This is a genomic window from Mesorhizobium sp. CAU 1741 (assembly GCF_039839275.1).
Lineage (GTDB): Bacteria > Pseudomonadota > Alphaproteobacteria > Rhizobiales > Rhizobiaceae > Aerobium.
This window is the reverse complement of the sequence record NZ_JBDOQP010000004.1, coordinates 36,648-63,432: the sequence shown is the minus strand read 5'-3', so window position 1 is coordinate 63,432 and position 26,785 is coordinate 36,648. Positions and strand designations below refer to the sequence as shown.

At 63.8% G+C, this 26,785-nt stretch carries 23 protein-coding genes; 13 read left to right on the top strand and 10 right to left on the bottom strand.

Features of this window, described 5'->3' with window-relative positions; all coding sequences use genetic code 11:
• The first annotated feature begins 198 nt into the window (after nucleotides 1–198).
• The 9 genes from AAFN84_RS16815 to AAFN84_RS16775 all read left to right on the top strand — a co-directional run bounded on the left by AAFN84_RS16815 (nucleotide 199) and on the right by AAFN84_RS16775 (nucleotide 9,748).
• Nucleotides 199–1,104, top strand: coding sequence for a LysR family transcriptional regulator (locus AAFN84_RS16815; RefSeq protein ID WP_347515788.1), 906 nt, complete (start codon nucleotides 199–201; stop codon nucleotides 1,102–1,104).
• A gap of 120 nt (nucleotides 1,105–1,224) precedes the next feature.
• On the top strand, nucleotides 1,225–2,223 hold the full coding sequence (locus tag AAFN84_RS16810; protein WP_347515786.1) for a TRAP transporter substrate-binding protein: 999 nt from the start codon (nucleotides 1,225–1,227) through the stop codon (nucleotides 2,221–2,223).
• A gap of 34 nt (nucleotides 2,224–2,257) precedes the next feature.
• Complete coding sequence (locus AAFN84_RS16805) at nucleotides 2,258–2,728, top strand: TRAP transporter small permease (protein ID WP_347515785.1); 471 nt, start codon at nucleotides 2,258–2,260, stop codon at nucleotides 2,726–2,728.
• Complete coding sequence (locus tag AAFN84_RS16800) at nucleotides 2,725–4,014, top strand: TRAP transporter large permease (protein ID WP_347515784.1); 1,290 nt, start codon at nucleotides 2,725–2,727, stop codon at nucleotides 4,012–4,014. Before AAFN84_RS16805 ends, AAFN84_RS16800 begins: the two co-directional genes overlap by 4 nt.
• A 15-nt stretch (nucleotides 4,015–4,029) precedes the next feature.
• Nucleotides 4,030–4,971, top strand: coding sequence for a dihydrodipicolinate synthase family protein (locus AAFN84_RS16795; protein WP_347515783.1), 942 nt, complete (start codon nucleotides 4,030–4,032; stop codon nucleotides 4,969–4,971).
• A 3-nt stretch (nucleotides 4,972–4,974) separates the two neighbouring features.
• Nucleotides 4,975–7,236 carry a molybdopterin-dependent oxidoreductase gene (locus AAFN84_RS16790; protein ID WP_347515782.1) on the top strand — a complete coding sequence of 754 codons (2,262 nt, stop codon included), beginning with the start codon at nucleotides 4,975–4,977 and terminating at the stop codon, nucleotides 7,234–7,236.
• Nucleotides 7,236–8,015: an SDR family oxidoreductase gene (locus AAFN84_RS16785; protein WP_347515781.1), complete on the top strand. Its 780-nt coding sequence runs from the start codon at nucleotides 7,236–7,238 to the stop codon at nucleotides 8,013–8,015. Before AAFN84_RS16790 ends, AAFN84_RS16785 begins: the two co-directional genes overlap by 1 nt.
• Before the next feature lie 2 nt (nucleotides 8,016–8,017).
• Nucleotides 8,018–9,244: a D-amino acid dehydrogenase gene (locus AAFN84_RS16780; protein WP_347515780.1), complete on the top strand. Its 1,227-nt coding sequence runs from the start codon at nucleotides 8,018–8,020 to the stop codon at nucleotides 9,242–9,244.
• A 120-nt stretch (nucleotides 9,245–9,364) separates the two neighbouring features.
• Nucleotides 9,365–9,748, top strand: a complete 384-nt coding sequence (locus AAFN84_RS16775; protein WP_347515779.1) for a cupin domain-containing protein — start codon at nucleotides 9,365–9,367, stop codon at nucleotides 9,746–9,748.
• Between the two features lie 8 nt (nucleotides 9,749–9,756).
• Here AAFN84_RS16775 and AAFN84_RS16770 read toward each other — a convergent pair whose 3' ends face one another.
• The 7 genes from AAFN84_RS16770 to AAFN84_RS16740 all read right to left on the bottom strand — a co-directional run bounded on the left by AAFN84_RS16770 (nucleotide 9,757) and on the right by AAFN84_RS16740 (nucleotide 18,641).
• Complete coding sequence (locus AAFN84_RS16770) at nucleotides 9,757–11,280, bottom strand: AMP-binding protein (protein ID WP_347515778.1); 1,524 nt, start codon at nucleotides 11,278–11,280, stop codon at nucleotides 9,757–9,759.
• 14 nt (nucleotides 11,281–11,294) lie between these two features.
• Nucleotides 11,295–12,848, bottom strand: coding sequence for a hydantoinase B/oxoprolinase family protein (locus AAFN84_RS16765; protein ID WP_347515777.1), 1,554 nt, complete (start codon nucleotides 12,846–12,848; stop codon nucleotides 11,295–11,297).
• Nucleotides 12,845–14,920 (bottom strand): hydantoinase/oxoprolinase family protein, encoded by a 2,076-nt coding sequence (locus AAFN84_RS16760; protein WP_347515776.1) that lies wholly within the window; start codon nucleotides 14,918–14,920, stop codon nucleotides 12,845–12,847. The genes AAFN84_RS16765 and AAFN84_RS16760 overlap by 4 nt, the downstream gene beginning before the upstream one ends.
• A complete protein-coding gene (locus tag AAFN84_RS16755; protein ID WP_347515775.1) occupies nucleotides 14,917–15,696 on the bottom strand; it encodes an IclR family transcriptional regulator in 780 nt (259 codons plus the stop codon). The genes AAFN84_RS16760 and AAFN84_RS16755 overlap by 4 nt, the downstream gene beginning before the upstream one ends.
• 11 nt (nucleotides 15,697–15,707) lie before the next feature.
• Entirely contained in the window at nucleotides 15,708–16,982 is a 1,275-nt protein-coding gene (locus tag AAFN84_RS16750; protein WP_347515774.1) for a TRAP transporter large permease, read from the bottom strand.
• Nucleotides 16,979–17,539 (bottom strand): TRAP transporter small permease, encoded by a 561-nt coding sequence (locus AAFN84_RS16745; RefSeq protein ID WP_347515773.1) that lies wholly within the window; start codon nucleotides 17,537–17,539, stop codon nucleotides 16,979–16,981. The genes AAFN84_RS16750 and AAFN84_RS16745 overlap by 4 nt, the downstream gene beginning before the upstream one ends.
• 115 nt (nucleotides 17,540–17,654) lie before the next feature.
• Entirely contained in the window at nucleotides 17,655–18,641 is a 987-nt protein-coding gene (locus AAFN84_RS16740; protein ID WP_347515771.1) for a TRAP transporter substrate-binding protein, read from the bottom strand.
• A gap of 215 nt (nucleotides 18,642–18,856) precedes the next feature.
• Between AAFN84_RS16740 and AAFN84_RS16735 the strand changes: the two genes are divergently transcribed.
• Genes AAFN84_RS16735 through AAFN84_RS16725 form a run of 3 tightly spaced genes read left to right on the top strand, consistent with a single transcriptional unit; the run spans nucleotide 18,857 to nucleotide 21,991 of the window.
• Nucleotides 18,857–19,615 (top strand): phosphoadenylyl-sulfate reductase, encoded by a 759-nt coding sequence (locus AAFN84_RS16735; protein WP_347515770.1) that lies wholly within the window; start codon nucleotides 18,857–18,859, stop codon nucleotides 19,613–19,615.
• A 7-nt stretch (nucleotides 19,616–19,622) separates the two neighbouring features.
• The gene (gene cysD, locus AAFN84_RS16730) at nucleotides 19,623–20,570 is read left to right on the top strand and encodes a sulfate adenylyltransferase subunit CysD (RefSeq protein WP_347515769.1); all 948 of its coding nucleotides are present in this window, start codon (nucleotides 19,623–19,625) and stop codon (nucleotides 20,568–20,570) included.
• Nucleotides 20,570–21,991: a GTP-binding protein gene (locus AAFN84_RS16725; RefSeq protein WP_347515768.1), complete on the top strand. Its 1,422-nt coding sequence runs from the start codon at nucleotides 20,570–20,572 to the stop codon at nucleotides 21,989–21,991. Before cysD ends, AAFN84_RS16725 begins: the two co-directional genes overlap by 1 nt.
• 8 nt (nucleotides 21,992–21,999) lie before the next feature.
• Here AAFN84_RS16725 and AAFN84_RS16720 read toward each other — a convergent pair whose 3' ends face one another.
• From AAFN84_RS16720 to AAFN84_RS16710, 3 genes are read right to left on the bottom strand one after another with little or no spacing between them, the layout of a single operon-like run.
• A complete protein-coding gene (locus AAFN84_RS16720; protein WP_347515767.1) occupies nucleotides 22,000–22,851 on the bottom strand; it encodes a MaoC family dehydratase N-terminal domain-containing protein in 852 nt (283 codons plus the stop codon).
• An 11-nt stretch (nucleotides 22,852–22,862) separates the two neighbouring features.
• Complete coding sequence (locus AAFN84_RS16715; RefSeq protein ID WP_347516209.1) at nucleotides 22,863–24,023, bottom strand: acyl-CoA dehydrogenase family protein; 1,161 nt, start codon at nucleotides 24,021–24,023, stop codon at nucleotides 22,863–22,865.
• Between the two features lie 28 nt (nucleotides 24,024–24,051).
• On the bottom strand, nucleotides 24,052–25,413 hold the full coding sequence (locus AAFN84_RS16710; protein WP_347515766.1) for an MmgE/PrpD family protein: 1,362 nt from the start codon (nucleotides 25,411–25,413) through the stop codon (nucleotides 24,052–24,054).
• A gap of 230 nt (nucleotides 25,414–25,643) precedes the next feature.
• Here AAFN84_RS16710 and AAFN84_RS16705 point away from each other — a divergent pair, with 230 nt between their 5' ends.
• On the top strand, nucleotides 25,644–26,777 hold the full coding sequence (locus AAFN84_RS16705; protein WP_347515765.1) for a CaiB/BaiF CoA-transferase family protein: 1,134 nt from the start codon (nucleotides 25,644–25,646) through the stop codon (nucleotides 26,775–26,777).
• The last annotated feature ends 8 nt before the right edge of the window (nucleotides 26,778–26,785 follow it).

Below are 26,785 nucleotides of genomic sequence, written 5' to 3'. Positions count from 1 at the left end.
TGAAGCCCGAGGATCTTCCTGTGGCCGGAGCACGACGACGGCTGTGTTCCCATGCTGGCGACCACATTGCCGGACAAAAATTCCGCTTCCGGCGCCGCGATGGGTCATTCATCGCTTCAAACCTGCTATCTCTTGGCGTCTAAGGAAGCAGGAGGCTGGAGGAGCAGCCGGGGAGGGCTGGCCGGAAGGGGCACGGACGTGAACGAGAGACAATTGCGTGCATTCCAGCTCGTCATGCGGCACGGCTCGGTCACCGCCGCCTCGCAGGCGCTGAACATCTCGCAACCGGCCGTCAGCCGGCTGATCGCCGAACTTGAACGCAGCGTCGGGTTTCCCGTCTTCCTGCGCAAGGGCGGCAAGATCGAGCCTACGGCGGAAGGTGACCAGCTCATGCAGGAAGTGGAGCGCATGTTCTACGGGCTGGAACGCATGCGCCAGGTGGCGCGCGAGATCCGCGACCTGCGGCGGGCCGTCCTGCACGTCGCCGCAATGCCGATGGTTAGCCTCGAGGTCATGCCGCGGGCGATTGCGCGGCTGCTCGACGAAGGCAAGGGCATCAAAATCACCCATGACGTCCACGATTCCGCCCGGATCGTCGATCTCGTCACGTCGCGCCAGGTCGATCTCGGCATCGGCCAATCCGTTGGCGAGCGCCAGGACATCGACATCATCGCGTCCTACCGGACGCGGTGCGTGTGTGCGATGGTGCCCGACCATCCGCTGAGCGGGCGGGACGAAATCGGCCCGCGCGACCTGGCAGGATATCCGCTGGTCGCGCTCGCGCACCACACGATCGTGGCGGGCTACATCACCCAGATATTCGCCGAAGCCAACGTCCAGCCCGACATCGCTGTGGAGAGCCAGCCATCCTACACTGCCTGCGGCCTGGCTGCCGCCGGCGTTGGCATCGCCATCGTCGATCCGCTGACGCCGCGTGCCTTCCGCGCCGAATTGCGGCTGGTGCCGTTCAAGCCCGAAATCCCCTTCGACTTCCATGTATTCCGGTCGGCGGAGGCGCCGCTTTCACGCGCCGCGAGCGCCTTCTGCGGCCATCTTTTCGAGACACTGGAAACCTTCGGGGAGGCCTCGCGACTGAGGCCATAACGAATCCGGATGAAGCCGAAACCAAATTGTATTTGATATTTGCCGGTCAGGGGACACGATGAGCCGGATATCAAGCCGACAAAACGTACCCGTGCAACCAGACATCCAAGGAGTGCCACGATGAGCGTTAGAAACCGCGCAGCCGGTCTTGCCCTTGCCGCGTTCGGATCAATCCTGATGGGATCGACCGCAATGGCGGCGGACTTCAACATGCGTATCCACACGCTGGTCCAGTCGCCGCACCCCTACAATGACATGGCTGCCTTCATCAAGGAGCAGCTCGAGGCGCGCAGCGACGGGCGCATCGAGATCCGCATCTTCGATTCCGGCCAGCTCGGACAGGACCCGGCGGTCATCAGCGAGGTCGGGCTGGGCACCATCGACATGATGATCAGCACCACCAGCAACGCCGCCCAGCAGGTGCCCGAATTCTCGATCTTCACCATGCCGTACCTGTTTACCGACATGGACAATCTGCTCGAGCGCGTCGGCCCTGGAACTCCGGTCCATGAGCACTTCGAGACGGTCTACGAAGAACGCGGCATCGGCATGAAGCTGCTGGCGCTTGGCGGATCCGGCGCGCGCAGCATGTCCACGCGCGAAGTGGCGGTCGAGGAGCCAGCCGATCTTGAAGGGCTGCGCATGCGCACGCCGCCCTCACCGATGGACTCCGAGACCTGGTCCGCCTTCGGCATGTTGCCGGTGACGGTTGCCTGGGGCGAACTCTATGCGGCGATGCAGACCGGCATCGCGGACGCATTGGAGAGCTCGTTGCCGGGCTATGCCGGGTCGAAGCTGTACGAAGTAGCGCCCAACCTCGCGCTGACTGAACATGTGATCCAGGTGAACCACACGTCGATGTCGACCGTGTCCTGGGACAAGCTGCCGGAAGACCTTCAGGCGCTTGTCCAGGAAGTCGCCGAGGAAGCGAATGTCCACGGCCTCGAAAAGGCCAAGGAATATGATGCCGAACTGGTGGAGTCACTGCAAAGCGAGCACGACGTCACGGTCACACGTCCGGATAAGGAAGCGTTGATGGCCGTTGCCGAGCCGATCCAGGCGAAGCTGGCCGCGGACCTCGATCTCGTCGCCGAATTCGAATTGATGCGTCAGGACTGACACCAGCCCGCCGCGGATCGTGACAGGCGAAACCATGCTCAAACGCTTCAATGATGTCGTCATGGGCGCTACCGAAGCCGGTCTTTGGATCGGTTTCGGTGCACTTATCATCACGGTGGGGCTGCAGGTCACGGCGCGCAACGTGCTCGGCCTGCCGTTCATCTGGACCCTCGACCTGGCCCAATTGCTGTTTTCGTGGATCGTTTTCATCGGGGCGGCAGTGGCATACCGGCGAGGGGCGCATTACACGGTCGACATCTGGCCGGAAAACAGCCCCCGTCTCGACTTCGCTCTGCGCATTGTGGGGCTGGTGGCGGCTGCGATCGTCATTTACGTGCTCGTGCTGCACGGCTGGACCTTGACCCGGATACGCTGGACCGGGACCGTCGAGTCGCTGGGCATTTCGCGCGGATGGATGTTCATTCCCATACCGCTCGGCGGTGCGCTGATGCTGCTCTTCCTGATCGAAGCCCTCTGGGATACAGCGAGGCCGCAAAAGGCATGAACCCCCTTGTCCTGCTTCTGCTCTCCTTCTTCGTGCTCATTGCACTGAGGGTGAACATCGGCTTCTCGCTGATCATCTCCTCCGTGCTGGTGATGCTCACCGAAGGCCTGCCACTGACGTCTGTCGTCAATCAGATGTATTCCGGCATCGACAGCTTCACTCTGCTCGCCGTGCCCTTCTTCATGTTCCTTGGCCGCGTGCTGAATGCGGGCTCGATCACCCATCGCCTTCTGCGTGTCGCCGACAGTGCCGTAGGCCACGTGCGCGGTGGGCTCGGTCACGTCAACGTCTTCGTGTCGATGGTGTTCGCCAGCCTGTCCGGTTCCGCTGCGGCGGACACCGCCAGCGTCGGGTCGATCCTCATCCCTGCGATGAAGAAGGCTGGCTACGACCCTGCTTTCGCAGTGGCTTTGACGGCCGCGTCGTCCACCCTCGGTGTCATCATTCCGCCGTCGATCATCCTGATCGTCTACGGTGCGTTCGGGAACGTCTCGATCGGCGCCCTCTTCCTCGGCGGCATCATGCCGGGCATGCTGATCGGCCTGTTCATGATGGGATACACCTATGTTTTGGCGCTGAAGCACGGCTACCCGGCCAACCCGTTTCCCGGCATCCGCTCGGTTGGCGGCGCGCTGGTGCGGGGTGCGGCGCCGCTGATGATCCCGGTGCTGGTGCTCGGTGGCATCGTCGGCGGCTTCGTCACTCCGACAGAGGGCTCGATCCTTGCTGTCGGCTGGGCGTTGTTCCTGACCTTCGTGCTCTACCGTGATGTCCCGCTGCGCGCTCTGCCGCGCATGCTCGCCGATGGCGCGATCGATTTCGCCGTGCCGATCTTTACGGTCGCTGGTGCTGCGATCTTCGGCTGGATGATCGCCTATCTCGGCGCGGCGCAGATCGTCGTCGACTTCATCACCGGCGTGACGCAGAACCCCTACGGCATCATGCTGATGCTGATCGGCTTTCTGCTGCTTGTCGGAACGGTTCTCAATCCGATTTCGGCGACGCTGATCTTCCTGCCGATCATCCAGGCGCTCGGCAACCAGGCGGGCTACAACCCGGTACATATGGGCGTGCTGAGCACCATCGTCCTTTCGGTCGGGCTGGTGACGCCGCCCTATGGCATCTGCCTGCTCATCGCCTCGCAGATCGGCGAGGTACGGCTTGGAAAGGCGATGCTGGCGGTTCTCCCGATCTGCGGATTGACGGTGCTGGTCGCTTGCCTGTCGCTGGTGTTTCCCCAGATCATCCTTGGGCTGCCAATGTGGTTTGCCCCACAGTTCTTCTAGAAAGAGGTTGTTGAAATGGCACACGTCAAACCAAAGGGCTCCTTCGTCGCCCTGATCACGCCGATGAACGCCGACGGCTCGATCGACTACGAAGGCTTTCGCACGCTGCTCGACTGGCATGAGCAGAATGGCACGGAAGCCGTGCTCATCATGGGCTCGACGGGCGAAGTCTCGATGCTGTCACCCGAAGAGCGCCGCGACATCATCTCGCGCACGGCTAAGATGAAGACCGGCAAGATGCTGTTCTACTACGGCTGCACCGGCAACAATACGCAGACCACAATCGACTACGTCCGCTATGCCAAGGCCGAAGGTGGCGACGGGGCGATCATCGCTGCGCCGGCCTATATCTGCGCCGACAATGCCGCGATCACCGACTATGCATGGGAGGTGTGTGACGCGGTGGACTTTCCCATCGGCTTCTACAACAACCCGCCGCGCGTGAAGACCGACCTGCACTGGAACGACATCCTCAAGCTCGCCAAGCACCCAAACATGGTCGTGCTGAAAGAGTCGACCACGCGTGTGGGCCAGGTGGCGCAGGTCTGCGCCGCCAAGCCGGACATGGCGATCATGTGCTGCTGCTCGCCGAACCTCGGCCTCGTCATCCCGACCATGGCGCTGGGCGGTGACGGCACGGCAAACATGACGGGCAACATCATCCCGCAGGAAATGGCCGTCATCTCGAAGAAGTGGGAGAGCGGCGAGGATGCGTTCGCCTGTCGCGAGGCATGGTTGACCAACCTGCCGATGCTGCACTTCGCCTATTCGGCCATCAATCCCGTGGCGATCAAGTCGTTGATGCGCGCCATCGGCCTGCCGGCCGGCCCGCTGCGCAAGCCGCTCCAGCCGGTTTCCGCCGAGCATCTCCAGGTGGGCCTGGATGCCGTGCGTGATCTCGGCCTGGAAGAGCGCTACGGCTTCCGCATCCAGCCGGCCGCGATCGCAGCCGAGTAGACGATGGCCGCGCAGCGTCGCGTAAGCCTCAGTCACTGGGGCGCGTTCGAAGCGACGATAGAGGACGGACGGTTCGTGTCCGCCCGTCCCTGGCGGGACGGCGGCGCGGACGCCGACATGATTGGCGCCCTGCCGGCTCTCGTCCATTCGCCGTTGCGGATCGATCGACCCCATGTGCGCGCCCGCTTTCTGCGTCATCGTGAAAAGGCGGGTGGCGGGGGCAGAGGCGTCGACGAGATGGTGCCGGTCGACTGGGATACCGCTCTCGACCTGGTTGCGTCACAACTGGAGCGGGTACGGGATATTTATGGCCCCGCGTCCGTCTTCGGCGGGTCCTACGGCTGGTCGAGTGCAGGACGCTTTCATCACGCCAGAACCCAGGTGCGGCGCTTCCTGGCTGCGGCCGGCGGCTACACCGACCAGGTCGGCAACTATAGCTGGGGTGCTGCCCACGCAATCCTGCCGCATGTTCTCGGAAATGCAGACGCCGTATCTTCCGACGCCACTGACTGGCGCACGATCGCACAGGAAACGGATGTCGTGGTCGCCTTCGGCGGCCTCAATCCGAAGAACTGGCGGGTCACGTCGGGCGGCGCAGGCAATCATCATATGCCGCGCTTCGTCGAGCAGGCTGCCGCGCGTGGCGTGAAGTTTGTCATTGTCTCTCCCAATGCCGACGATGTTCCTGCCGGTGTCGACGCGACACTGATCTCACCGCGTCCCAATACCGATACGGCGCTGATGCTGGCGCTTGCCCGGCGTGCGATCACGCGGGGCAGGGCGGACACGGCATTTCTCGATCGTTACGTCGAGGGCCATGAGGCGTTTTCAGCCTACCTGGCCGGAGAAACTGACGGGGTCGAAAAGACGTTCGAATGGGCCGCTGCAATCGCAGGTATTTCCGTCAACGAACTGGAGATGCTCTGGAGCATTATCCGGCAGGGGCGGGTGATGTTGACGGCGGCGTGGTCTCTGCAGCGCGCCGACCATGGCGAGCAGCCGTACTGGGCGCTCATTGCGCTTGCCGCGATCCTCGGCCAGATCGGGCTGCCGGGTGGCGGTTTCTGTTTCGGTTACGGCTCGCTGAACGGTGTCGGTGCAGCCGCGCGTCGCGGATACGTACCGGCGATGGAGGGGCTGCCAAACCCCGCCAGGAGCGCGATCCCCGTCGCGGCGGTGATCGACGCTTTCACACGGCCCGGAGAGGAAATGGATTTCAACGGGCGCAGTGTCGCCCTGCCGGACGTGCGCATGGTCTACTGGGCGGGCGGGAATCCGTTTCATCATGCGCAGGATCTTTTCCAGCTCGAACGCGCCTGGCAACGGCCCGAAGCCATCGTCGTGCACGAGCCGTGGTGGACACCTACGGCGCGGCGTGCCGACATCGTATTGCCGGCCACCACCATGGCGGAGCGCAACGACATCGGCGGCTCGTCGCGCGATCCGCACGTGTTTGCCATGCCGCAGCTCATCGAACCGCTCGCTGAGGCTCGAAACGACTTCGATATTTTCGGAAGCCTTGCTGCGCGATTAGGCTGTGCCGATGCCTTCACCAACGGTCTCGACGAGCCTCGATGGCTGCGCAGGCTGTGGGCTAAGACGGAACGCATCGGCGCGGCGGAGAACGTCGAGGTGCCGGACTTCGACAGGTTCTGGAAAGACGGCATGTTCGCGGTGCCGGAACCTGAAAGCCCCGAGGTGATGCTGAAGGACTTTCGTGCCGATCCGCACAGCAATCCGCTTGCCACGCCATCGGGCCGCATCGAAATCTATTCCGAACGCGTCGCGGGCTTCGGCTATCGCGACTGTCCGCCTCATCCCGCATGGATCGAGCCCTTGGAATGGCTGGGTGCGGCGACGGATGGACAGTTGCATCTCGTGACTAACCAGCCAGCCAAGCGGCTACACAGCCAGCTCTACCAGACGCAGTCCAACAATGACGTCGAACCGGTATCGATCAGCGAGGCCGATGCCGCCGCACGCTCCATCAGGGATGGCGATATGGTGCGGATCGAGAATGATCGCGGGGCCTGCCTTGCCCGCGCATCGGTAAGCAGTGACTTACGCCTCGGCGTGCTGGTCATGGCGACGGGCGCCTGGTTCGAACCGGACAAGGCCACGCCCATGCTGGAGCGCAACGGCAATCCGAACGTGCTGACCGCCAATCGCCGGACATCAGCGCTTGGTCAGGCGTGCGCGGCACTGAGCACGCTGGTTCGTGTATCGCGGTTCGGCGGTGCCGGAATCGAGAAGGGAGCAGCCTGATGGAACTCGGCCTCGAAGGACGCAAGGCGCTTCTGACCGGCGCGAGCAAGGGCATGGGCAAGGCATGCGCCATGGCTGTCGCGCGTGAAGGTGCGGATGTGACGATCGTCGCGCGCGGACGCGACCGTCTGGACGCCACGGCGGAAGAAATCCGCGCGGCAACCGGAGCGAAGGTTTGCACGATAGCGGCGGATGTCACGACGGCCGAGGGCCGTGCGGCGGTCCTCGCCGCGTGCCCGGCGCCCGACATCCTGCTCAACAATGCCGGTGGCGCCGCCCCCGGAGATTTCCGAAACTGGACCAGGGACGACTGGATTGCAGCGATCGACCTGATGATGCTTCCGCCGATCGAGATGATGAAAGCGACGGTCGACGGTATGATGGAGCGCGGTTTCGGGCGCATCGTCAATATCGCCTCACGCAGCGTGAAGATCGCGCAGCCGGAACTCGGCCTGTCCAACGGAGCCCGGTCCGGGCTCGTCGGGTTCGTGGCGGGCCTCTCGCGGCAGACGGTGGCTTCGAACGTCACCATCAACAATCTTCTTCCGGGCATCTTCGACAGTGACGCCCAGCGCGAACACATTGCCGGCATGCTGGACGACATGGGCAAGAGCTTCGAGGAGGTATGGGAGGCGCGCGCGCAATCCAACCCGGCGCGCCGCTATGGCCGCACCGAGGAAATCGGCGCCTACTTTGCCTTTCTGTGCTCGGTGCATGCCGGCTTCATCACAGGCCAGAACCTGTTGATCGACGGCGGCAGCTATCCGGGGACGTACTAGCAATGCGGGTGGCGGTGCTCGGCGCTGGCGTGGTGGGTGTCACCACCGCGTGGTATCTGACGAAACTGGGTCATGAGGTCACGCTGATCGAGCGCCGGTCCGGCCCGGCGCTCGAGACCAGTTTCGGCAATGCGGGTGGTGTCTGCCCGGGCTTTGCAGGGCCGTGGGCCGCCCCGGGCATGCCGTTCAAGGCCTTCAAATGGCTGTTCAAGAGCCAGGCTCCGTTGAAATGGCGCCCGCGCGCCGATCTCGCCCAATGGCGATGGCTGGCCGCGTTCGTGAAAAACTGCACGCCCGAGGCGTTCGCAAGGAACAAGGCGCGCATGCAGCGCATGGCGCATTACAGCAAGGCTTCGCTGGTGGCGCTGCGCGAAGAGACCGGCATCACCTATGACAATGCGTCCAACGGCGTGCTGCAGGTCTTCGCCACCGAGGAAGAGATGGAGGGCGGGCGCCGGTCGGCGCGGGTACTGAGCGAACTCGGCATTCCGCATAGGCTGGTCGACGGCGACGGTGTTCGGGAAGTCGAGCCGGGCCTGGCACGTGCTCATGCTCCACTCGTTGGCGGCCTGCATCTGTTGGAAGACGAGACTGGCGACTGTCACTTGTTCTGCCAGTCTCTGACGTCGCTCCTGCGCGATGCCGGCTGCACCATGCATTTCGATACGGTCGCCCGCGCGTTTGTTAGGGACGGCGACCGGATCACGCACGTGGATACCAGTGCCGGCCCGATCCCGGCTGACGCGTTCGTGGTCGCGACCGGTCCGTATGCCCCGCAATTGCTGCGGCCGCTCGGCATCGACGTGCCGGTCTATCCGGTCAAGGGCTACTCGATGACATGCGACATAAGCGAGGACGGTGCCGCGCCTCGCTCTTCGGTGATGGACGAGCACTCGAAGGTGATGGTGACTCGGCTCGGCTCGCGGTTGCGCGCAGCCGGCGTCGCGGAACTCGCCGGGTTCGATGCGCGGATCCCGGAGGGGGCGAAGCGTGCGCTGCGCAGCCGCGTCGAGACGCTCTTTCCCGGCGCCGCGAATTACCAGCAGGCGCAATTCTGGTGCGGATTTCGCCCGATGACGCCGGACGGACCGGCGAGACTGGGGCAGGCGGGCTGCCGCAACCTCTATCTCAATGTTGGGCATGGCTCCAATGGCTGGACGCAGGCCTGCGGCACGGCGCGCGTGGTCGCCTACCTTGTCTCGGGCAAGACACCGGAAATCGAGGTCTGAGACCAATGCTTCCCGCGCTCAAAATGACCGACATAAGGCATGAACTCGAGACCGTTTGCTGGTAGTCAGAGGCGCGTGCAAACGCAGTGTGAATCGACCCATGTCCATGAGGAATCCGCCATGCCAAAAACCCAGCCATTCAGGATGCCGGTCAAGTGGGAGGACCTGCCGAATTTCCAGGTTCGTGAGCATGTCAGTCGCGCCGGATTCCGTGGCGAGGACGTGCTGCTTGTGATGAATTGGCTCGAAAAGGGCATGACGCTCGGCATGCACAGCCATCCCTTCGAACAGATCGCGCTGATCCTGGCCGGCCGGATGCGCTGGACGGTCGGTGACGAGACGTTCGAGATGGGCGCCGGCGAGGTGTTGCGCGTTCCTCCAAACGTCCCGCATGGCGGTATCCCGATCAGCGACGAGACGGTGATCAACCTCGACATATTCTGCCCGATCCGGGACGACTACCGGCACATTGTCGATCACCAGAAGGATGATTTCGACGACTGAGCGGCTGATCAGCCCGGATCGGCGAGGCGGGCGCGCAGCTCCGTCTTGACGATCTTGCCATAATTGTTCTTCGGCAGGTCCGGAAGCACATGGTAGGCTTTGGGACGCTTGAAGCGAGCCATGTGCTCATTGCAGTGCCGATCGAGCGCCGCCGCATCCAGTTCCACGCCGTCGGCCAGAACAAGAAATGCGACCGGCACTTCGCCCCATTCGGGATCAGGACGCCCGACGACAGACGCCTCGACTACCGCGGGGTGCGCGAGCAGAACCGTCTCGACCTCGCGCGGGTAGATGTTGGTGCCGCCCGAGATGACAACATCCTTCGACCTGTCGGTGAGAGTGAGGAAGCCATCCTCGTCAAGGCGCCCGAGATCGCCGGTCCACAGCCAACCGTCGCGCAGCGTATCGGCGGTCGCCTTTGGGTTGCGCCAGTAGCCTTTCATGACCTGTGGTCCGCCGACGAGTATTTCTCCGGTCTCACCGGTGGGAAGAGGGGTACCGTCCGCATCGGTGACACGCAGCTCGACGCAGCTCTGGGCGCGTCCGACCGACTGCAGTCTTTCGCGCCAGCGGGTGCTTTGTCGATCGGTCACTTCGCGGCGATCCAGGGCGGTGATCGTCATCGGGCTTTCGCCCTGGCCGTAGATCTGGACGAAGCGATCGCCCATCACCGCCACGGCCTCCTCAATGTCTGATAGATACATGTGCCCGCCGCCATAGACGATCGTCTTGATCCCGTCGCCCGTCTCGCCGCTGGCGCGGCAGCGTTCGACAAGGCGGCGAACCATCGTCGGTGCGGCGAAGAAGGATACCTCGCGCAGTTGCTTTGACAGGTCGAGGATTTCATCCGGTTCGAACCCTGCCGACAACGGCACCACGTGGCGCGCGGCCTTTCTGACGTGGATGAAATTGTAGAGGCCGGCACCGTGCGACATCGGCGCGGCGTAAAGGGCTGCGTCCGCTTGAGCCACCGGATCGACATCGACGGGGTAGCACAGCGAGGCCGCGACGAGGTTGCCGTGAGAAAGCATCACACCCTTTGGCTTTCCCGTGGTGCCGGAGGTGTAGAACAGCCAGGCCAGATCATCGTCGGCACGCTTCAGGGGCGTCGGGGAACCGTTCGATGCGATCAACTCGTGCCATGCGGTTCCAGCCGGGACAAGGCAGTTGAGGGCCGGCACGATCTCGCGAAGCGCGGCGCCATCAGCCTCGCTGGCAACCACAAGCGAGGCCGCCGAATCCTCCAGTATGACGGCGGCTTCCTTCGGGTGGAGCTTGGCGTTGATGGGCACGATGGCCGCGCCGATCCACAAGACGGCGTAGAGCGTCTCCAGATATTCGGTGCGGTTCTTCATGAAAATCGCCACGCGGTCGCCCGGGGCAATCGCGTAGCGCGCGGCCAGGCCCGCGCCCAGGGCAGCCGCGCGGCGCGCGAACTCGGCATAGTCCGCCACCACCTCCACCCCGCGCATCAGCGCCGGAGCGTCCGGTGTCAGCCGCGCGGAGCTATCTAGCCAGTCGGCGATGTTCATGTCGGTCCTCCCCGCTATACGGCCCCGAATCCGCCGCCTCCGGGTGTTACCATGAAGACTTCGTCGCCGGGATTCATCTCCATTTTTCCGGCGGCGCTGATCGGCTTGCCGTTGATCTCGAAACGGCCCGCCGCGCCGGGCTCGGCACCGTCCAGTCCCTCGGGACCGGCCGTCAGCCTGCTGGGAACAGTGTTCAGCAGCCAGCGCGAGTTGGTCAGCATGCGATAGCCAATACGCTGGCCGTCGCCCCCGCGCTGCCGCCCCGCGCCGCCGGTTCCGTGCTCGAGCTCCTTGCATGTGAAGACGATTGGATAGGATGCCTCGAGCACCTCCACAGGCACCGCCGAGACGCCGGTCGGATAGCAGATCGCCGACAGGCCGGGCTTGTTCGCCCGTGCGCCCATGCCGCCGGAATAGTTGAACATCGAACTGGTGAACGGCCGGCCCTGGCTATCCTTGCCCTGGATCTGGATGGTCCATACCGCCCCCGATCCCTCGGCCACGACGCGGTCGGGTGCGACTTGTGCAAGTGCCTTGAGGATAGGAAAGGAGACATACATGCCGACCACATGCCGCGCATTCACCGGCGAGGGGTAGCGCGCATTGACAACGCAATCGTCGGGCAGCACGAGCTTGATCGGTGCGAGGCTGCCGGCATTATTCGGCAGGTCGGGATTGAGCGTAGAGCGCACCGCGAATGTCGAATAGGCGTGGGTATAGGCCGGCACGACGTTGATGCCCATGCGGCTTTGCGGGGAGGAGCCGGCGAAATCGATCGTGATCTCTCCCTTGTCGGGATCGATGGTGACGGCCGTCTTGAGTTCGATGATGTCCCCGCCGGGCACGTCGAAGCGCGACGAGCCGTGATATGTCCCACCTGGAAGTTCGCGGATGGAATCGCGTGTCGCCTGCTCCGACCTGTCGATGATCTCGTCCGAGAGAGCCTCGATGTCGTCCAGCCCGTAGCGGTCGCACAGCGCGTTCAGTCGCTGGGCGGCGATCATGCCGCTCGAAACCTGAGCGCCGAGGTCACCCAGCAGCGCATCGGGCGTGCGCACGTTGCGCTTGACGATCTCGAACAGCGTCTTGTTGGGGACGCCTGCCTCATAGAGCTTGAGCACCGGAATCCACAGCCCTTCCTCGTGGATGTCGCGGGCGCCGGAACCGATGCCGTAGCCGCCGATGTCGGTGTGGTGGATGGTCGACCCGGCATAGCCGATCAGCTTGTCGCCACGAAAAATCGGCGAAAGGATCGTGATGTCGAAGAAGTGGCCGGCCGACATCCACGGATCGTTGGTGATCAGCACGTCCCCCGGCTTCAACTCGTTAACGTCGACATGGGCAAGCAGATTGCCGGCCGCTGCTGCCAGCGAATTGATATGGCCGGGCGTGCCGGTCACCGCCTGTGCGACCATGCGTGCCCGACGATCAAACAGGCCGTTGGCGAGATCGCCGGCCTCGCGGACGATGGGGCTGAAGGCGATGCGCTGTAGGGCACGTGCCTGCTCGCTGACGATCCCGATCAGGTTGCTCCACAGGATCTGAAGTTCCACGCCGTCCATGTTCATGCTCCGATCTGCTTGTTGGCGACGAGGCTGCCGTTCTCGTGCAGCTCGACTGTCCACCCTGGAAGGATGAACGCGGTCGTTTCGCGCTCTTCGATGATGACTGGCCCCTGGATGACGTCACCAACCGCGAGCTGGGTGCGGTGGCGAACCGCGACGTCCACGGGCTTGCCGCGAAGGTGAACGGTGCGCCGATCCCTCGCGCTGACGGCCTTCTCGGTCTGGGGCAACGTTGCGGAACGCTCCGGCGTAGCGCCCCGCGCCGTCACATGCCAGTTGACCAGCTCGATGGCCATGGCATCGAGCTTGAGGCCGTAGAGGTTGACGTATTCACGCTCGAAAATCTCGCGCATCGCGTCGGCGTCCTGTTGAGTTCGCGGATCGAACGGCACCTCGATGCGCATTTCCGATTGCTGGCCGAGGTAGCGCAGATCGGCGCCGAAGGTGAAGTTGACATCGTCCCTGGCGATGCCGGCCTCCACGAGAGCCGCTGTTCCATCGTCCGTCATCGAAGTGACCACGTCTCGCGCCGCATCCCAGTCGAGCGTGTTGACACCGGATAGCTGGCTCTTGACGAGGTCGATCTGCGTCGGCGTAACGAGCGTTCCGAACGCCGACAGGACACTGGCGAGCGGCGGATAGATCACCTGCGTGCTTTCGATCAGGTCGGCGACCATGCAGGCGTGGACCGGCCCGGCGCCGCCGAAAGCGAGCATCGGCAGGCCACGATAGTCGATGCCACGGTCGGTGGCGTGCGTGCGTGCGGCGGCGGCCATCTGCTCGCAGACGATCTCGAACACGCCCCAGGCAGCCTGCTCGCGGCTCAGGCCGATCTTTGCTCCGAGCTCCTCTAGCGCCGTACCGGCAGCGTCAGCGTCGAGCTTCATGTCACCGCCGAGGAAGCGGTCGGGATCGATGATACCGAGCACGACGTCGGCATCGGTGACGCAGGGTTGTGTGCCGCCGCGGCCATAGCAGACGGGGCCAGGGATGGAGCCGGCGCTCTCGGGTCCCGTCTTCAGCAGGCCGAGATCATCGATCCAGGCAATCGAGCCGCCGCCTGCGCCGATCTCGATCATGTCGATCGACGGCACGGTGATCGGCATGCCGCTGCCCGGCTTGAAGCGGTAGCGGCGGTCGACCTCGAACGTGCCGGTGACCAGCGGTTCGTGGTTCTGGATCATGCAGGCCTTGGCCGTGGTGCCGCCCATATCGAAGGAGATCAGGTCCTTGAGGCCGAAGACGCGCGAGAAATAGCACGCCACGAGTGCGCCGGCCGCAGGCCCCGATTCGATCATCCGCACCGGCAGCCGACCCGCTCTCTCGGCGGCGATAACGCCGCCGTTCGAGAGCATGATCAATGGCTGCTGGGCAAAGCCGCGTTGTCCGAGCTGCTCGATAAGGGCGGTCAGGTAGGGCCGGGTGATCGGTACGGTGTAGGCGTTGATGGCGACGGTCGAGGTGCGCAGATATTCGCGCATCTGCGGCGCGATCTCGCTCGACAGTGAAACGTAGATATTGGGCGCCTTGCGGGCGAAGACGGCCGCCACCGTCTGTTCGTTGGCGCCGTTGCGATACGAGTTCAGCAGGCTTACCGCAACGGATTCGATGCCCATCTCGACACATCTGTCGACGATCGCCTCGATCTCCGCTTCGTCCGCCTCGACGGCGACGCTGCCGTCGGCATAGATGCGCTCATCGATCACGAAAGTGCGCTCGCGCGGGATCAGCGGCTCGGCGAACTCGATCTGCGGATCGTACATGTCGTAGCGATGTTCTTCGCGGATGTAGAGGATGTCGGAAAAGCCCTTGGTCAGGATGAGCGCGACGGGTGGCCCCTTGCGTTCGATGAGCGCGTTGGTCACCACGGTCGTCGCGTGCACGACGACGTCGTTGACATGGGCGGGCTCGATGCCCGCCCGGCCCATGACGAGATCGACGCCCCGGAAGAAGCCCTCGAGCAGATCGCCATGGGTGGTGAGCGTCTTGTCGACGAAGGCGCGGCCGTCATCGGCCAGCAGCACGGCGTCGGTGAAGGTGCCGCCGATGTCTACGGCGAGCGAATAACGTGTCATCTGGAAAACTCCGTGGAACCGAGATTGCTTGAAATGGCCTTCGCGGTGGCGGTAACGGCCTCAATGAGATGTTGCTTGGGAGGGACGCCGATGTCGGCCAGCGGTCCCGCCAGCGTGACGGTGGCGATCATGCGGTTGGTCACGTCGAAGATCGGAGCCGAAAGCGCGCTTACGCCGTGCAGGTATTCGCCCGGCGCGTCGGCCCAGCCGCGCTGATGGGCGAGCTCCACAAGCCGGGACAATTCGTCGAGATCGGTAATCGTCGCGCCGGTCCATCGCTTGCGCGGCCCGTCGCGCACGATCTTCCACGCCTTCTGGTCGCCAAAGGCGAGCACCAGCTTGCCTTGTGCCGAGGCGTGGAAATCGAGCACGGAGCCGGGCCTTGTTACGATCTCGACCGGCGACTCCACGCGCACGATGTCGATGACGCGCGTGCCCTGCGTCTCGATGATCGACAACGTCGTCGTCAGCTTGACGGCGTCCCGCAGCTTGACCATCAGCGGCCGTGCCTCGCTCAGCAGACCGGTTCGGTCGGCGATCGACTGGCCGAGATGGAAAAGCTTCAGCGACAGGCGGTAGCGCTCCGTCTCCTCGTCCTGCTGGACGTAGCCCATCGCAAGCAGCGTCTTGAGGAACCGGAACGTCCGCGGCTTGGGGATTTCCAGCCTGCGCGCCAGATCCGAAAGCGCGACCGGCTCGCCGATCTCCGCCATCGTCTCCATGATGAGGAATGCCATCTGGGTCGACTGGTTGGCTGATTTGTCGAGTTCGACCATGGGGTTCTCGCTCAGTGGAAGAGGCCGGGCAGGAACAGCGAGAGCTGCGGTACCGTCGCGACCAGGCCGAGCACGATAACGCACAGGCCGATCAGCGGCAGGGCCGCCCGCGATACGCTTTCCAGAGGGGAACGCGCAATGGCGCTGACGATGAACAAGACCAGTCCCACGGGCGGAGTGATCATGCCGATCATCAGATTGAGCACGACCATGACCCCGAGTTGTACCGGGTCCATGCCGATCGTCGGACCCAGCGCCGAAAGAACCGGCATGACGAGGATCATCGCCGCCAGCGGTTCGAGGAACAGCCCGAGGATCAGCAGGATCACGTTCAGCAGCAGGATGATCATCAAAGGTGAGTCGGTCAGCGAAAGGATTCCCGACGCTACCTGGGCCGGGATGCTCTCGATGCCGAGCACGAAGGCCGTCATGCTGGCCATGGCGACGACCATCATCACGCCGGCCGACATCGTCGCCGTTTCGAACAGGCAGCGGCGAAGCGCTGCGAGCGACAATGAACGGTAGAAGAACAATCCCAGCGCCAGCGCATAGAAACATGCGACGGCGGCGGCTTCAGTCGGGGTGAATACGCCCGAGCGGATGCCGACAACGATGATCAGCGGCAACAGGATCGCCGGTATCGCGGCAATCACCACGCCGCCCCGCTCTTCTTTCGGCATCAACGGCGGAACCGGATGATCCTCGACCTTCGCTTTCCACAGCGCGTAGACGATCAGCAGCGAGGCGAGCAGGAATGCCGGCAGGATGCCTGCGAGGAAGAGGTCGCCGATCGATGTACCGGTGAGAACACCGTACAGGATCAACGGCAGCGATGGCGGGATCAGCGGACCAAGCAGCGAGCCCGTCGCCGTCAGCGCGGCGGCATAGGCAGGCTTGTAGCCATCCTTCTTCATTGCGGGGATCATCAGGCTGCCGATGGCGGATGCCTCGGACGTGGCCGCGCCGCTGATGCCGGAGAAAAGCTGGCTTGCAACGACGTTGACGACGGCAAGGCCGCCGCGCACCCGCCCGACCAGAAGCTGCGCGCATCTGACGATCTGGGCGGTCAGGTTGGCGGCGTTCATCAGGTTGCCGGCGAGGATGAAGAACGGGATGGTCAGCAGCAGGAAGCTGTCAATGCCCGCGATCATGCGCTGCGGAAAAGCGACCAGCAGATGGCTGTGACCTTCAATCAGCAGATACCCGAGAGAGGCGATGCCAAGACCGAGCGCGATCGGCATGCCGATCGCCAGCGCGACCAGGAAAAGCAGGAGATAGGTGATCAACGGATGTCTCCCTGATCGTGTATGGCGCGCAGGTCGCCCGCGTGGCCGCCGCTCAAGATCAGGCCGACATAGTGAACGATGTCGACCGCGAGCCGCACGGCGAAGATCGCGAGCCCAAAGGGGAGCGAGATGTAGACCCAGAACATGGAGGGCGCTGCCCAGCCCGGCCCCATCACGTCGCCGATGAGGAACTGCAGTCCCGGAATTGGCGGGGACCCCAATCGCTGGGCGTAGACCAGCCCGTAGTAGACCAGCGTGACCAGAAGGGCGATGCCGGCGAGATTGGCGAGGATGGAAAGCAGCAAACCGCCCGTGCGCGAGAGCGCATCGCGCAGGATCGTCACGCTGGCGATCTCGCCGCGCTCATAAGCGAGCGTGACTGCCAGGAAGGAGGCCCAGATCAGCAGGTAACGGCAGATTTCCTCCGCCCAGATCAGCGAAGACGAGAAGAAATAGCGCAGCACGATCTGCGTGCCCATCAAAAGCAGCAGAGCGGTCAGTATGGCCACCAGGGCATTGCCGACGATGTGTTGGTAGGCTGTCTTGAGTGTGCTCATCCGGCATTCTCCGGGCGCGCGCGTCCAGTGGCCGCGGCATGCCACGCGCCATGGAACACGTTCGTGTGGAAAGGTGGGCCGGCCGGATCACACGATCCGGCCCAGCCCCCGCAGATCATTGTCTGGCGGATTCGACCTGGTCGACGAAGGCCTGGATCAAGGGATCCTTGGCGACCCATTCGTCGACCACGGGTTTGACCTTCTCCCGCATCGCGTCGAGGTCCTGAAGCTCGGTGATGGTTACACCGTTCTGTTTCAGGAAATCAGCGGTCTCGGCTTCCTGTGACGCGGCCAACTCGTAGTGGGCCACGATCGTTTCGGCGCCGGCCTCGACCAGTGCCGTCTTGATGTCGTCTGGCAGGGCGTCGAAGCGCGCGCTCCCCATCATAAGCACGCCCGGCCAGAAATAGTGGCCCGTCAACGTGGCGTATTTGGCTGCCTGGTAGTAGCTCTCGGACTGCGCGGAAGACAGGTTGATCTCGACAGCGTCGATCGTCCCCGTCTCGAGGCCCGAGTAGATTTCACCATAGGCCATTCCGATAGGATTGGTGCCCACTGCTTCCCAGGTCGCCCTGTGAAGCGGCGTCGGCACGATCCGGGTCTTGAGGCCGGCGAAGTCGTCGACATTCTCGACCGCACGGGTGCGCGACAGGAAATGACGCTGCCCGGCCTCGTAGTAACCCAGTCCCTTGATGTTCAGGCTGGCAAGGCTATCGAGCAGTTGCTGGCCCACAGGCGAGGTCAGCGCGGCACTCATCTCCTCGTAGGTTCCGACCACGAAAGGTATCTGCAGCGCATCGAATGCGCCGGCGCCGACGAGCGGCATGGTCGGCACGGACACCAATGCACCATCCACCGTGCCGAGCTGGACACCTTCCAGAAGCTGCTTGTCGTCGCCAAGCTGCCGGTCGCCGAAGATCTCGATCTTGACGCGACCGCCGGTCTTCTCGTCGACGGCCTCCGCAAACATTTCGAGCCCGTCATTGAACAGGTGGTTTGACGCAGCCGCGTGGCCGAACTTCAGCACGACTTCCTGCGCCGCAGCCTGCGACACCGCAAGCAATGATACTGCCGCGGCCAGGGCCGCAAGTTTTAATCTCATGATTCTCCTCCACAGTGTTTTGCATATAAAAACACCGTATCAGTATTAGATACAAGCGCCATCGAGTCAAGAGGGAGCGCACCCGGCAGCGACAAAGCCACCACTTCGTTCAGGAGCTGATCCGTTTTCGCCATGAGCGCCGATGATGGGGCTTTTTGCTCCCCGCTTGGCGAAATTGAGAGCTGCGTTTCTGTCCGCGCGATGGGTGCCGGGGCATGCTTCGGCTCATGTTGGACCCCACGGCACAAGCGGCGCAGGTCGCCCTTCACCTGAGCAATCGCGATCTCGAAGATCGGCTGCAGATCGTTGGCCGTCTTGGTGGCCGCAAGGTCTTCACCACGAGCCTCGGCATCGAGGACCAGGTCGTCACCGCGGCCATCGCCCGATCCGGTGCTTTGATAGACATCGTCACGCTCGACACCGGCCGGTTGTTTCGCGAGACCGCCGAACTGATCGATGAAACCGAAACGCGGTACGGGCTCCGGATCGAGCGTTTCCGCCCCGAGCGCGATGCCGTTGCGGGCTATGTCGAACGCTACGGACGCGACGGCTTCTACGACAGCATCGAGGCCCGCCATGCCTGCTGCGATGTCCGCAAGCTTCAGCCGCTTGGCAGGGCGCTGGCCGGTGCCGCCGTCTGGTTGACTGGCGTCAGAAGGGGCCAGTCGGGCGCGCGTGCACAGACCCCGCTGGCGGAGTATGACAGCGAGCGCGGGCTCCTCAAGGTCAATCCGCTGGCCGACCTGTCCCTGGAGGAAATCGCCGCCTACGCGGAAACCCACTCGGTGCCGCTCAATCCGCTTCATGCACGTGGCTATCCGTCGATCGGCTGTGAACCGTGCACCCGTGCCATCAAGCCCGGCGAGCCGGAACGAGCTGGCCGCTGGTGGTGGGAGCAGGACCAGACCCGCGAATGCGGCCTTCACGTCAAGTCTTCCGCGACCACATCCCCGATCGTCCAAAGAGCAAGCTAGCCATCTCATGACAGCCGCCGCACGCATCATCGCCACCGAAGAACAACCCGGGCCGCGTCTGTCGCCGCATCTCAAGGCGTTGGAGAACGAGGCGATACACATCTTCCGCGAGGTGGCGGCCGAGTTCGAAAACCCGGTGATGTTGTACTCCGTCGGCAAGGATTCCTCGGTGTTGCTGCACGTTGCGCGCAAGGCGTTCCATCCGGAGCCGGTGCCGTTCCCGCTGCTCCATGTCGACACCGGCTGGAAGTTTTCCCAGATGATCGACTTCCGCGACCGGACCGCGCGGCAGTTGTCCCTCGATCTGCGTGTGCACACCAATCCTCGCGGAGCCGCGGAGAAGCTCAGTCCGTTCGTGCACGGCTCGTCCTACTTCACCGACATCATGAAGACTGAGGCGCTGCGCCAGGCGCTCGATGCCGGCCGCTACGATGCCGCGTTTGGCGGCGCCCGGCGCGACGAGGATGCTTCGCGATCGAAGGAGCGCATCTTCTCCTTCCGGACGGCGGATCATCGCTGGGATGCGCGCAACCAGCGCCCGGAACTCTGGAACCTCTACAATGGCCGCATCGCCAAGGGCGAAAGCGTGCGTGTGTTTCCGCTCTCCAACTGGACCGAACTCGATATCTGGCACTACATCCGCGCCGAAGACATTCCGATCGTCGATCTCTATTTCGCCAGGCGTCGCCCATTCGTGCAGCGCGACGGCATGATCATTCTGGCGGAAGACCCGCGGCTGGAGCTTCTGCCGGGCGAGGTTCGGCAGGAAGACATGATCCGCTTCCGCACGCTTGGATGTTTTGCACTGTCGGGCGGCATACGCTCGCAGGCGACGACGATCGACGACATCATCGACGAGATCACCACGGCGACAGTGTCGGAGCGCCAGGGGCGGGCTATCGACCGCGACGAGGTCGGATCTATGGAAAAGAAGAAGCTCGAGGGTTATTTCTGATGGCGCTCGACCTCGACATCCGCCCGGCCGGAGCCGGAGGCGCGCACCTGGAGCGGTCCGGACGCAGGCTGCGTTTCCTGGTCTGCGGCAGCGTGGACGATGGCAAGTCGACGCTGATCGGCCGGCTGCTTTGGGACACCAAGTCGCTCGCCGAAGACCATCGCGCCGCGCTCGTTGCCAAAGGCTCGCGCCAGAACGATCTCTCTCTGCCCGATTTCGGATTGCTGCTCGATGGCCTTCGTGCCGAGCAGGAGCAGGGCATCACCATCGACGTCGCGTATCGTTATTTCCAGACCTGCCGGCGAGCGTTCATCGTCGCCGACACGCCGGGTCATGCGCAATACACGCGCAACATGGCGACCGGGGCATCGACCGCCGATCTGGCGGTGCTGTTGATCGATGCGCGTGCGGGACTGCTAGAGCAAACACGCCGTCATGCCGCGATCGTCCATCTGATGGGCATCAGGCAGGTCATATTGGCCGTCAACAAGATCGATCTTGTCGGCTACGACCCCACCGTGTTCGAGCGAATCGAGCGCGAGTTTCGCAACTTTGCGGCATTGCTGGGCGATATGCGCATCACCGCGATCCCGGTTTCCGCGCTCAAGGGCGAGAACGTCGTGGCGAAAGCGCCCGGCACGATGGCATGGTACCGCGGCCCGACGCTCGTGCAGGCGCTCGAAGAGGCGGACGAGGCGGGCGAGGCATCGACGCTGGCGTTCCGTATGCCGATCCAGCGTGTGTCGCGTCCCGGCGAGAGCTTTCGCGGCTATCAGGGAACGATTGCCGCTGGAACCGTCACGGTCGGAGATCGGCTGATCGTCGCCCGATCCGGCGAGACCGTTGGCGTGTCGCGCATCGTCACCTTTGATGGCGACATCGCGACCGCGACCTCCGGCGATGCTGTCACTCTCGTCTTCGATCGTCCGGTCGACGCCGCGCGCGGCGATATCCTCGCGACGCATGGGGCGGAGCCATTGCTCGGCAAGTCGTTCGAGGCGACGGTTGTGACGCTGCAATCCGAGGGGTTGAGCGACGGCGCGCGGGTCTGGCTCAAGGCGGCGGGTCGCCACCTGCGGGCGCGCATCGCCGTCAACCACATATACGACCTGTCTACGGGTCGGTGGTCCAATGCCAGGACGCTGCCGGTCAATTCGATCGGCCGCCTGCGCCTGCGCTTCGACGAGGACGTCGTCTTTGACCGTTTCGCCGACTGCCGCGACACGGGCGCTTTCATTCTCGTGAGCCCGCAGACCAACAATACGATTGCCGGCGGCATGATCGCGAGCCTCTCGGCTCCTTCCGACGATGCAGCGGGGCGGACCACGCTGACGATGCCGCACGACCTGGCGCAACGCGTGCTTGCCCTGCCGGAAATCCAGGCACGCATCGGCGAAATCACAATCGATCGCGAAGCCTGAGGGCGCGCTTACTCTGGTGCGGTGGCGGTGCCGTCCATCGTGACGACACCGTTTTCCGCCGCCACCCACAGTGACAGCGCACCATCGGCGCCATGGCTGGCGTTGATGCTTATGGTCTGGCCGTCATAAAGCGGCGTGCGTCCCCGAAAAACGAAGGTGGAAGGCAGCTTTCCGCCGAATATCTCTTGCGCCTGGCGCAGCATGTAGGTCGCCTGCAGCGGACCGTGGACCAGCAATCCGGGATAAAGCTCGTGCTCCCGGGTATAGTCGCGGTCGTAATGAATGCGGTGGCCGTTGAACGTCACCGCCGAGTAGCGTGTAAGCAGCACGGGATCAGCCTCGACTTCGCGTCGCATATCGCCGGGCGTCGTCCGCGAAGGCGGTTGCGGGGCGAGGGCGGGTGCGATTTCGCGAAAGACGATATCGTGTTGCTCACCGAGAATGAGCCTGGTTCCGACGTGGTACTCGTGGGTGACTGTCACGAAACACAGCGTGCCGCTGCGCCCGGCCTTCACGTCGACGTTGGAAACCGTTGAGCGCCGTTCGACCAGATCCCCGACCCGAAAGACATCATGGTAATGCAGCTTGCCGCCGGCCCACATCCGCCGTGCCAGTGGCACCGGCGGCAGGAAACCACCGCGTGCCGGGTGACCATCCGTTCCCAAGCCGGACATAGGTGCGATGTCGGGCGCCAGGCACCAATGGATCCCGGCCGGGGCCGGATCGCCTCCCGCGAGCGCTTCCGTGTCGTCGAGGATGGCTGCCAGGCTGCTGGCCAGTCGCGGGGTTATCGTATCCGTTCGCGTTTGCGCACGCCCGATCCAGCTCTTGAGATGATCCACATCGAGCTCTGTGTGCATGTCTCGACCTCTCAGTAGGAGCGCGGCAGGCCCAGTATGTGCTCGGCGACATAGCTGAGGATCAGGTTGGTCGAGATTGGTGCAACCTGGTAGAGGCGCGTCTCCCGGAACTTGCGCTCGACGTCGTATTCGCAGGCGAAGCCGAATCCACCATGGAACTGCAGGCATGCATTGGCCGCCTCCCAACTCGCCTTGGCCGCGAGGTATTTGGCCATGTTCGCTTCCGCGCCGCAGGGCAGGCCGGCATCGAACTTGCGGCATGCCTGCCAGCGCATCAGGTTGGCGGCCTCGACTTCGATATATGCCTCTGCGATGGGGAACTGCACACCCTGGTTCTGGCCGATGGGACGACCGAACACCATGCGGGTCTTGGTGTATTCCACGATGCGGTCCGTGAACCAGTATCCGTCGCCGATGCATTCGGCGGCGATCAGGGCGCGCTCGGCATTGAGGCCGGTCAGGATGTACTTGAACCCCTGTCCTTCCTCCCCGATCAGGTTCTCGGCGGGAATCTCCAGATCGTCGAAGAACAGTTCATTGGTCTCGTGGTTGACCATGTTAAGGATCGGCTTGACCGTCATTCCCTTTTTCATCGCCTCGTGCACATCGACGAGGAAGATCGACAGGCCCTGGGAGCGCTTGGCTACCTCGTCGACGGGAGTGGTTCGCGCGAGCAGGATCATCAGGTCGGAATGCTGGACACGGCTGATCCAGACCTTCTGGCCATTGACCACGTAGCGGTCGCCTTTGCGCACGGCGGTGGTCTTCAGGTTTGTGGTATCGGTGCCCGTCGTGGGTTCAGTAACGCCCATCGACTGAAGGCGCAGTTCGCCGGCGGCGATCTTCGGCAGGTAGGCCCGGCGCTGCTCCTCCGATCCGTGCCGGATCAGCGTGTTCATATTGTACATCTGGCCGTGGCAGGCACCCGAATTGCCGCCCGCGCGGTTGATCTCCTCCATGATCACAGACGCCTCCGCAAGCCCGAGCCCTGAACCGCCATAGTCTTCGGGTATCAGCGCCGCCATCCATCCAGCCCTGGTCAGGGCATCGACGAATTCTTCCGGATAGGCCCGGGCTTCGTCTACCTTGCGGTGATATTCGGCGGGAAAATCAGCGCAGAGCGAACGCACGCCTTCCCTGATGTCCAGATAAGATTCCTTGGGGTCGGCTATGTCGATCACGGGATACTCCGGTCTTCTGTCAGGACATGGCGAGATGGGCACGCACTGATGGCGCATCTGCGAGCTTGACCAGGCGCTGCCGAAGCGTGGCCGCGTCACGATTGAGCACCGGGCCTGCAAGCGCATCGAACTTGGCGGCGCGTGCGTCGTCGTCGGGAAAGGTGCCAGGCTCACCGGACGGGTCCGCGATACGCAGTTCGTGGCGCAGGCCGGATGCTTCGACCACCAGGCTGGCGCCAAAGGGGTGCGCAAGCCCTTCGAGGCTCTCGTCGCGCCAGGTGTCGACCTTGTCCGACAGCGCATCGACCTCGGGACGACCGAGCAGGTCGTAGTCGTCCCAGCCAAATCCGCCTTTCAGGAGAGCGACCGAGGCCGCGAAGGGCATCGAGAACTGCCCGTCGACGATGCTGCGTGCCCGCCGCTTGGCGGCGGCGGGGTCTCCGACCAGAGCCATGCCGTTGCGATGCAGGCCGACGGATACGCGCGTGACCGTATCGGCGCGCAATCCGTGGCGCTGCCGCAGTTCAAGGATGCCGTCGACGGCTGCGTGGGTGTAGCGGCACGCGGGATACGGCTTGACGCCGATGCGCATTGTTTCCCAGACATCGCCCAGTCCCGCCGCGGCGCGCTCGGGATTGGCACCATCGCTGTAGCCCTTCAGGAAACCGTGGCGGCCGTCCAGCGCTTCCGCCGCACCGACGAAATCCTCCGCGGCAAGCGTTGCGGCCATGAGGCCCTTCATCGCTGCTTCGCCGACCTGGTAGCGCTTGTTCCAGGCGCCATTCTCCAGAAACTGCAGCGATCCGGAAGCCTGGCTGGCGGCAACCCCGAAGGCTGACGCCATCTTTTGCCGGTCGAGCCCGAACAGGCGGCCAGCGGCCGCAGCAGCCCCGAAGTTGCCGGCGGTAGCGGTAGGATGAAAGCCACGCGCATAGTGCGCGGTCGGGTCGAGCGCCATTCCGAGACGGCAGGCGACCTCGAAACCGACGACGATGGCCGCGAGCAGATCTTCGCCCGACGCGTCGCTCAGCTCGGCGGCGGCGAGCGCTGCAGGGACAACTGGCGCGCTGGGGTGAAGCGAACTGTCGGCATGGGTGTCGTCGAAGTCCAGCGAATGGCCGAGCATGCCGTTGAGCAGCGCGGCGGCAGCGCCGCCATAACGCCGGTTCATGCCGAAGACGGTACACGCGCCTTCGCCATCCATGCCGAGGCGCCGCAGCATTGCAAGGACCGAAGGTGTCGATTCGGACTCGCCTGCTGCCCGGACGATCGATCCGACGAGGTCGCTCGTGAGCGCAAGGGCTCGCTGGCGCGCTTCCACGGGAATGGCTTTCGCCTGCGTTTCGGCCGCGAACCCCGCGAGCGTCATGGTGATCGACATCCTCTCCTCCCGTCCTTCATTGTCTCTAAGGGGAGGCGCCGAACCTCCTACCTCCGGCATTGTCTGCCGGTCGCCGCAACGACGGTGATGAGAAATACAGAATTCCTGTCGCGACGACAGGTGATTTCGTGCATCGGTCGATTGAAGTGCCGGCGGGTTTCGTCGATCCTGACTGCATGACTGGAGGGCTCGCCTTAAATGAGCCAGTGAAAAAGCATGGAGGAGTCCGCATGGACTGCAAGGATCTCGAGGGCATCATGGTCGTCTCCGTCGAACAGGCGGTGGCCGCCCCTTACTTGTCCTCGCGCCTTGCGGATGCCGGTGCGCGCGTCATCAAGATCGAGCGGCCGGAAGGCGATTTCGCCCGTGGCTACGACAGTCTCGTCAATGGCGAGAGCGCCTATTTTGTCTGGCTCAACCGTGGCAAGGAGTCGGTCTGTCTCGACCTGCGCGAGGACTCCGCGCGCGCCGTCCTCGACGACTTGATCGCGCGCAGCGACGTGTTCGTGCAGAACCTGGCGCCCGGAGCTATCGACAGGCTCGGTTTCTCGCCAGCCGATCTGCGCGCCCGGCATCCGCGTCTGATCACCGTATCCATTTCGGGCTACGGAGAAGAAGGACCTTATCGTGACCTCAAGGCCTATGACCTTTTGGTGCAGGCGGAAACCGGGCTGTCGGCCATCACGGGGACACCGGAGGGAATGGCGCGGGTCGGTGTCTCGGTGTGCGATATCGCGGCGGGCATGACCGCATACCAGGCGGTACTCCAGGCGCTTCTCGGCCGAATGCGCACAGGAGAGGGCCGACACATCGCCGTATCGCTCTTCAACGCGCTGGCCGATTGGATGAACGTGCCGTATCTCCAGCATGTCTATGGCGGCAAGGAACCGGTGCGCAGCGGTCTTAACCACCCTACGATCGCCCCCTACGGCGTCTATTCGGGCAAGGATGGCCGCGAAATCCTGCTGGCGATCCAGAACGAGCGGGAGTGGGCACAATTCTGCGCTCAGGTGCTCGGGCAGGCGGCGCTCGCCGGGGATCCGCGCTTTGGAAGCAACAGCCTCCGGGTCGCCAATCGTCCCGGGCTTGACGCGATCATCCGCGAGGCTCTTGCTGGTCTTTCGCGGGACGAGATCGCCAAGCGTCTCGAACAGGCACGCATCGCCTACGGCAGGATTTCGTCCATGGACGATCTTGCTGCCCACCCACAAAACCGCTTCGTGGAGGTCGACACGCCAGTGGGGCCCGTGAGGATGCTGGCCCCAGGTGCGCTTGTCGACGGCACGCCGGCGCGATTGGGAGCCGTGCCGGCGCTTGGCCAGAATACCGATGCCGTCGTGAAGGAATTCTCACGCGACGTCTGATCGCCCCA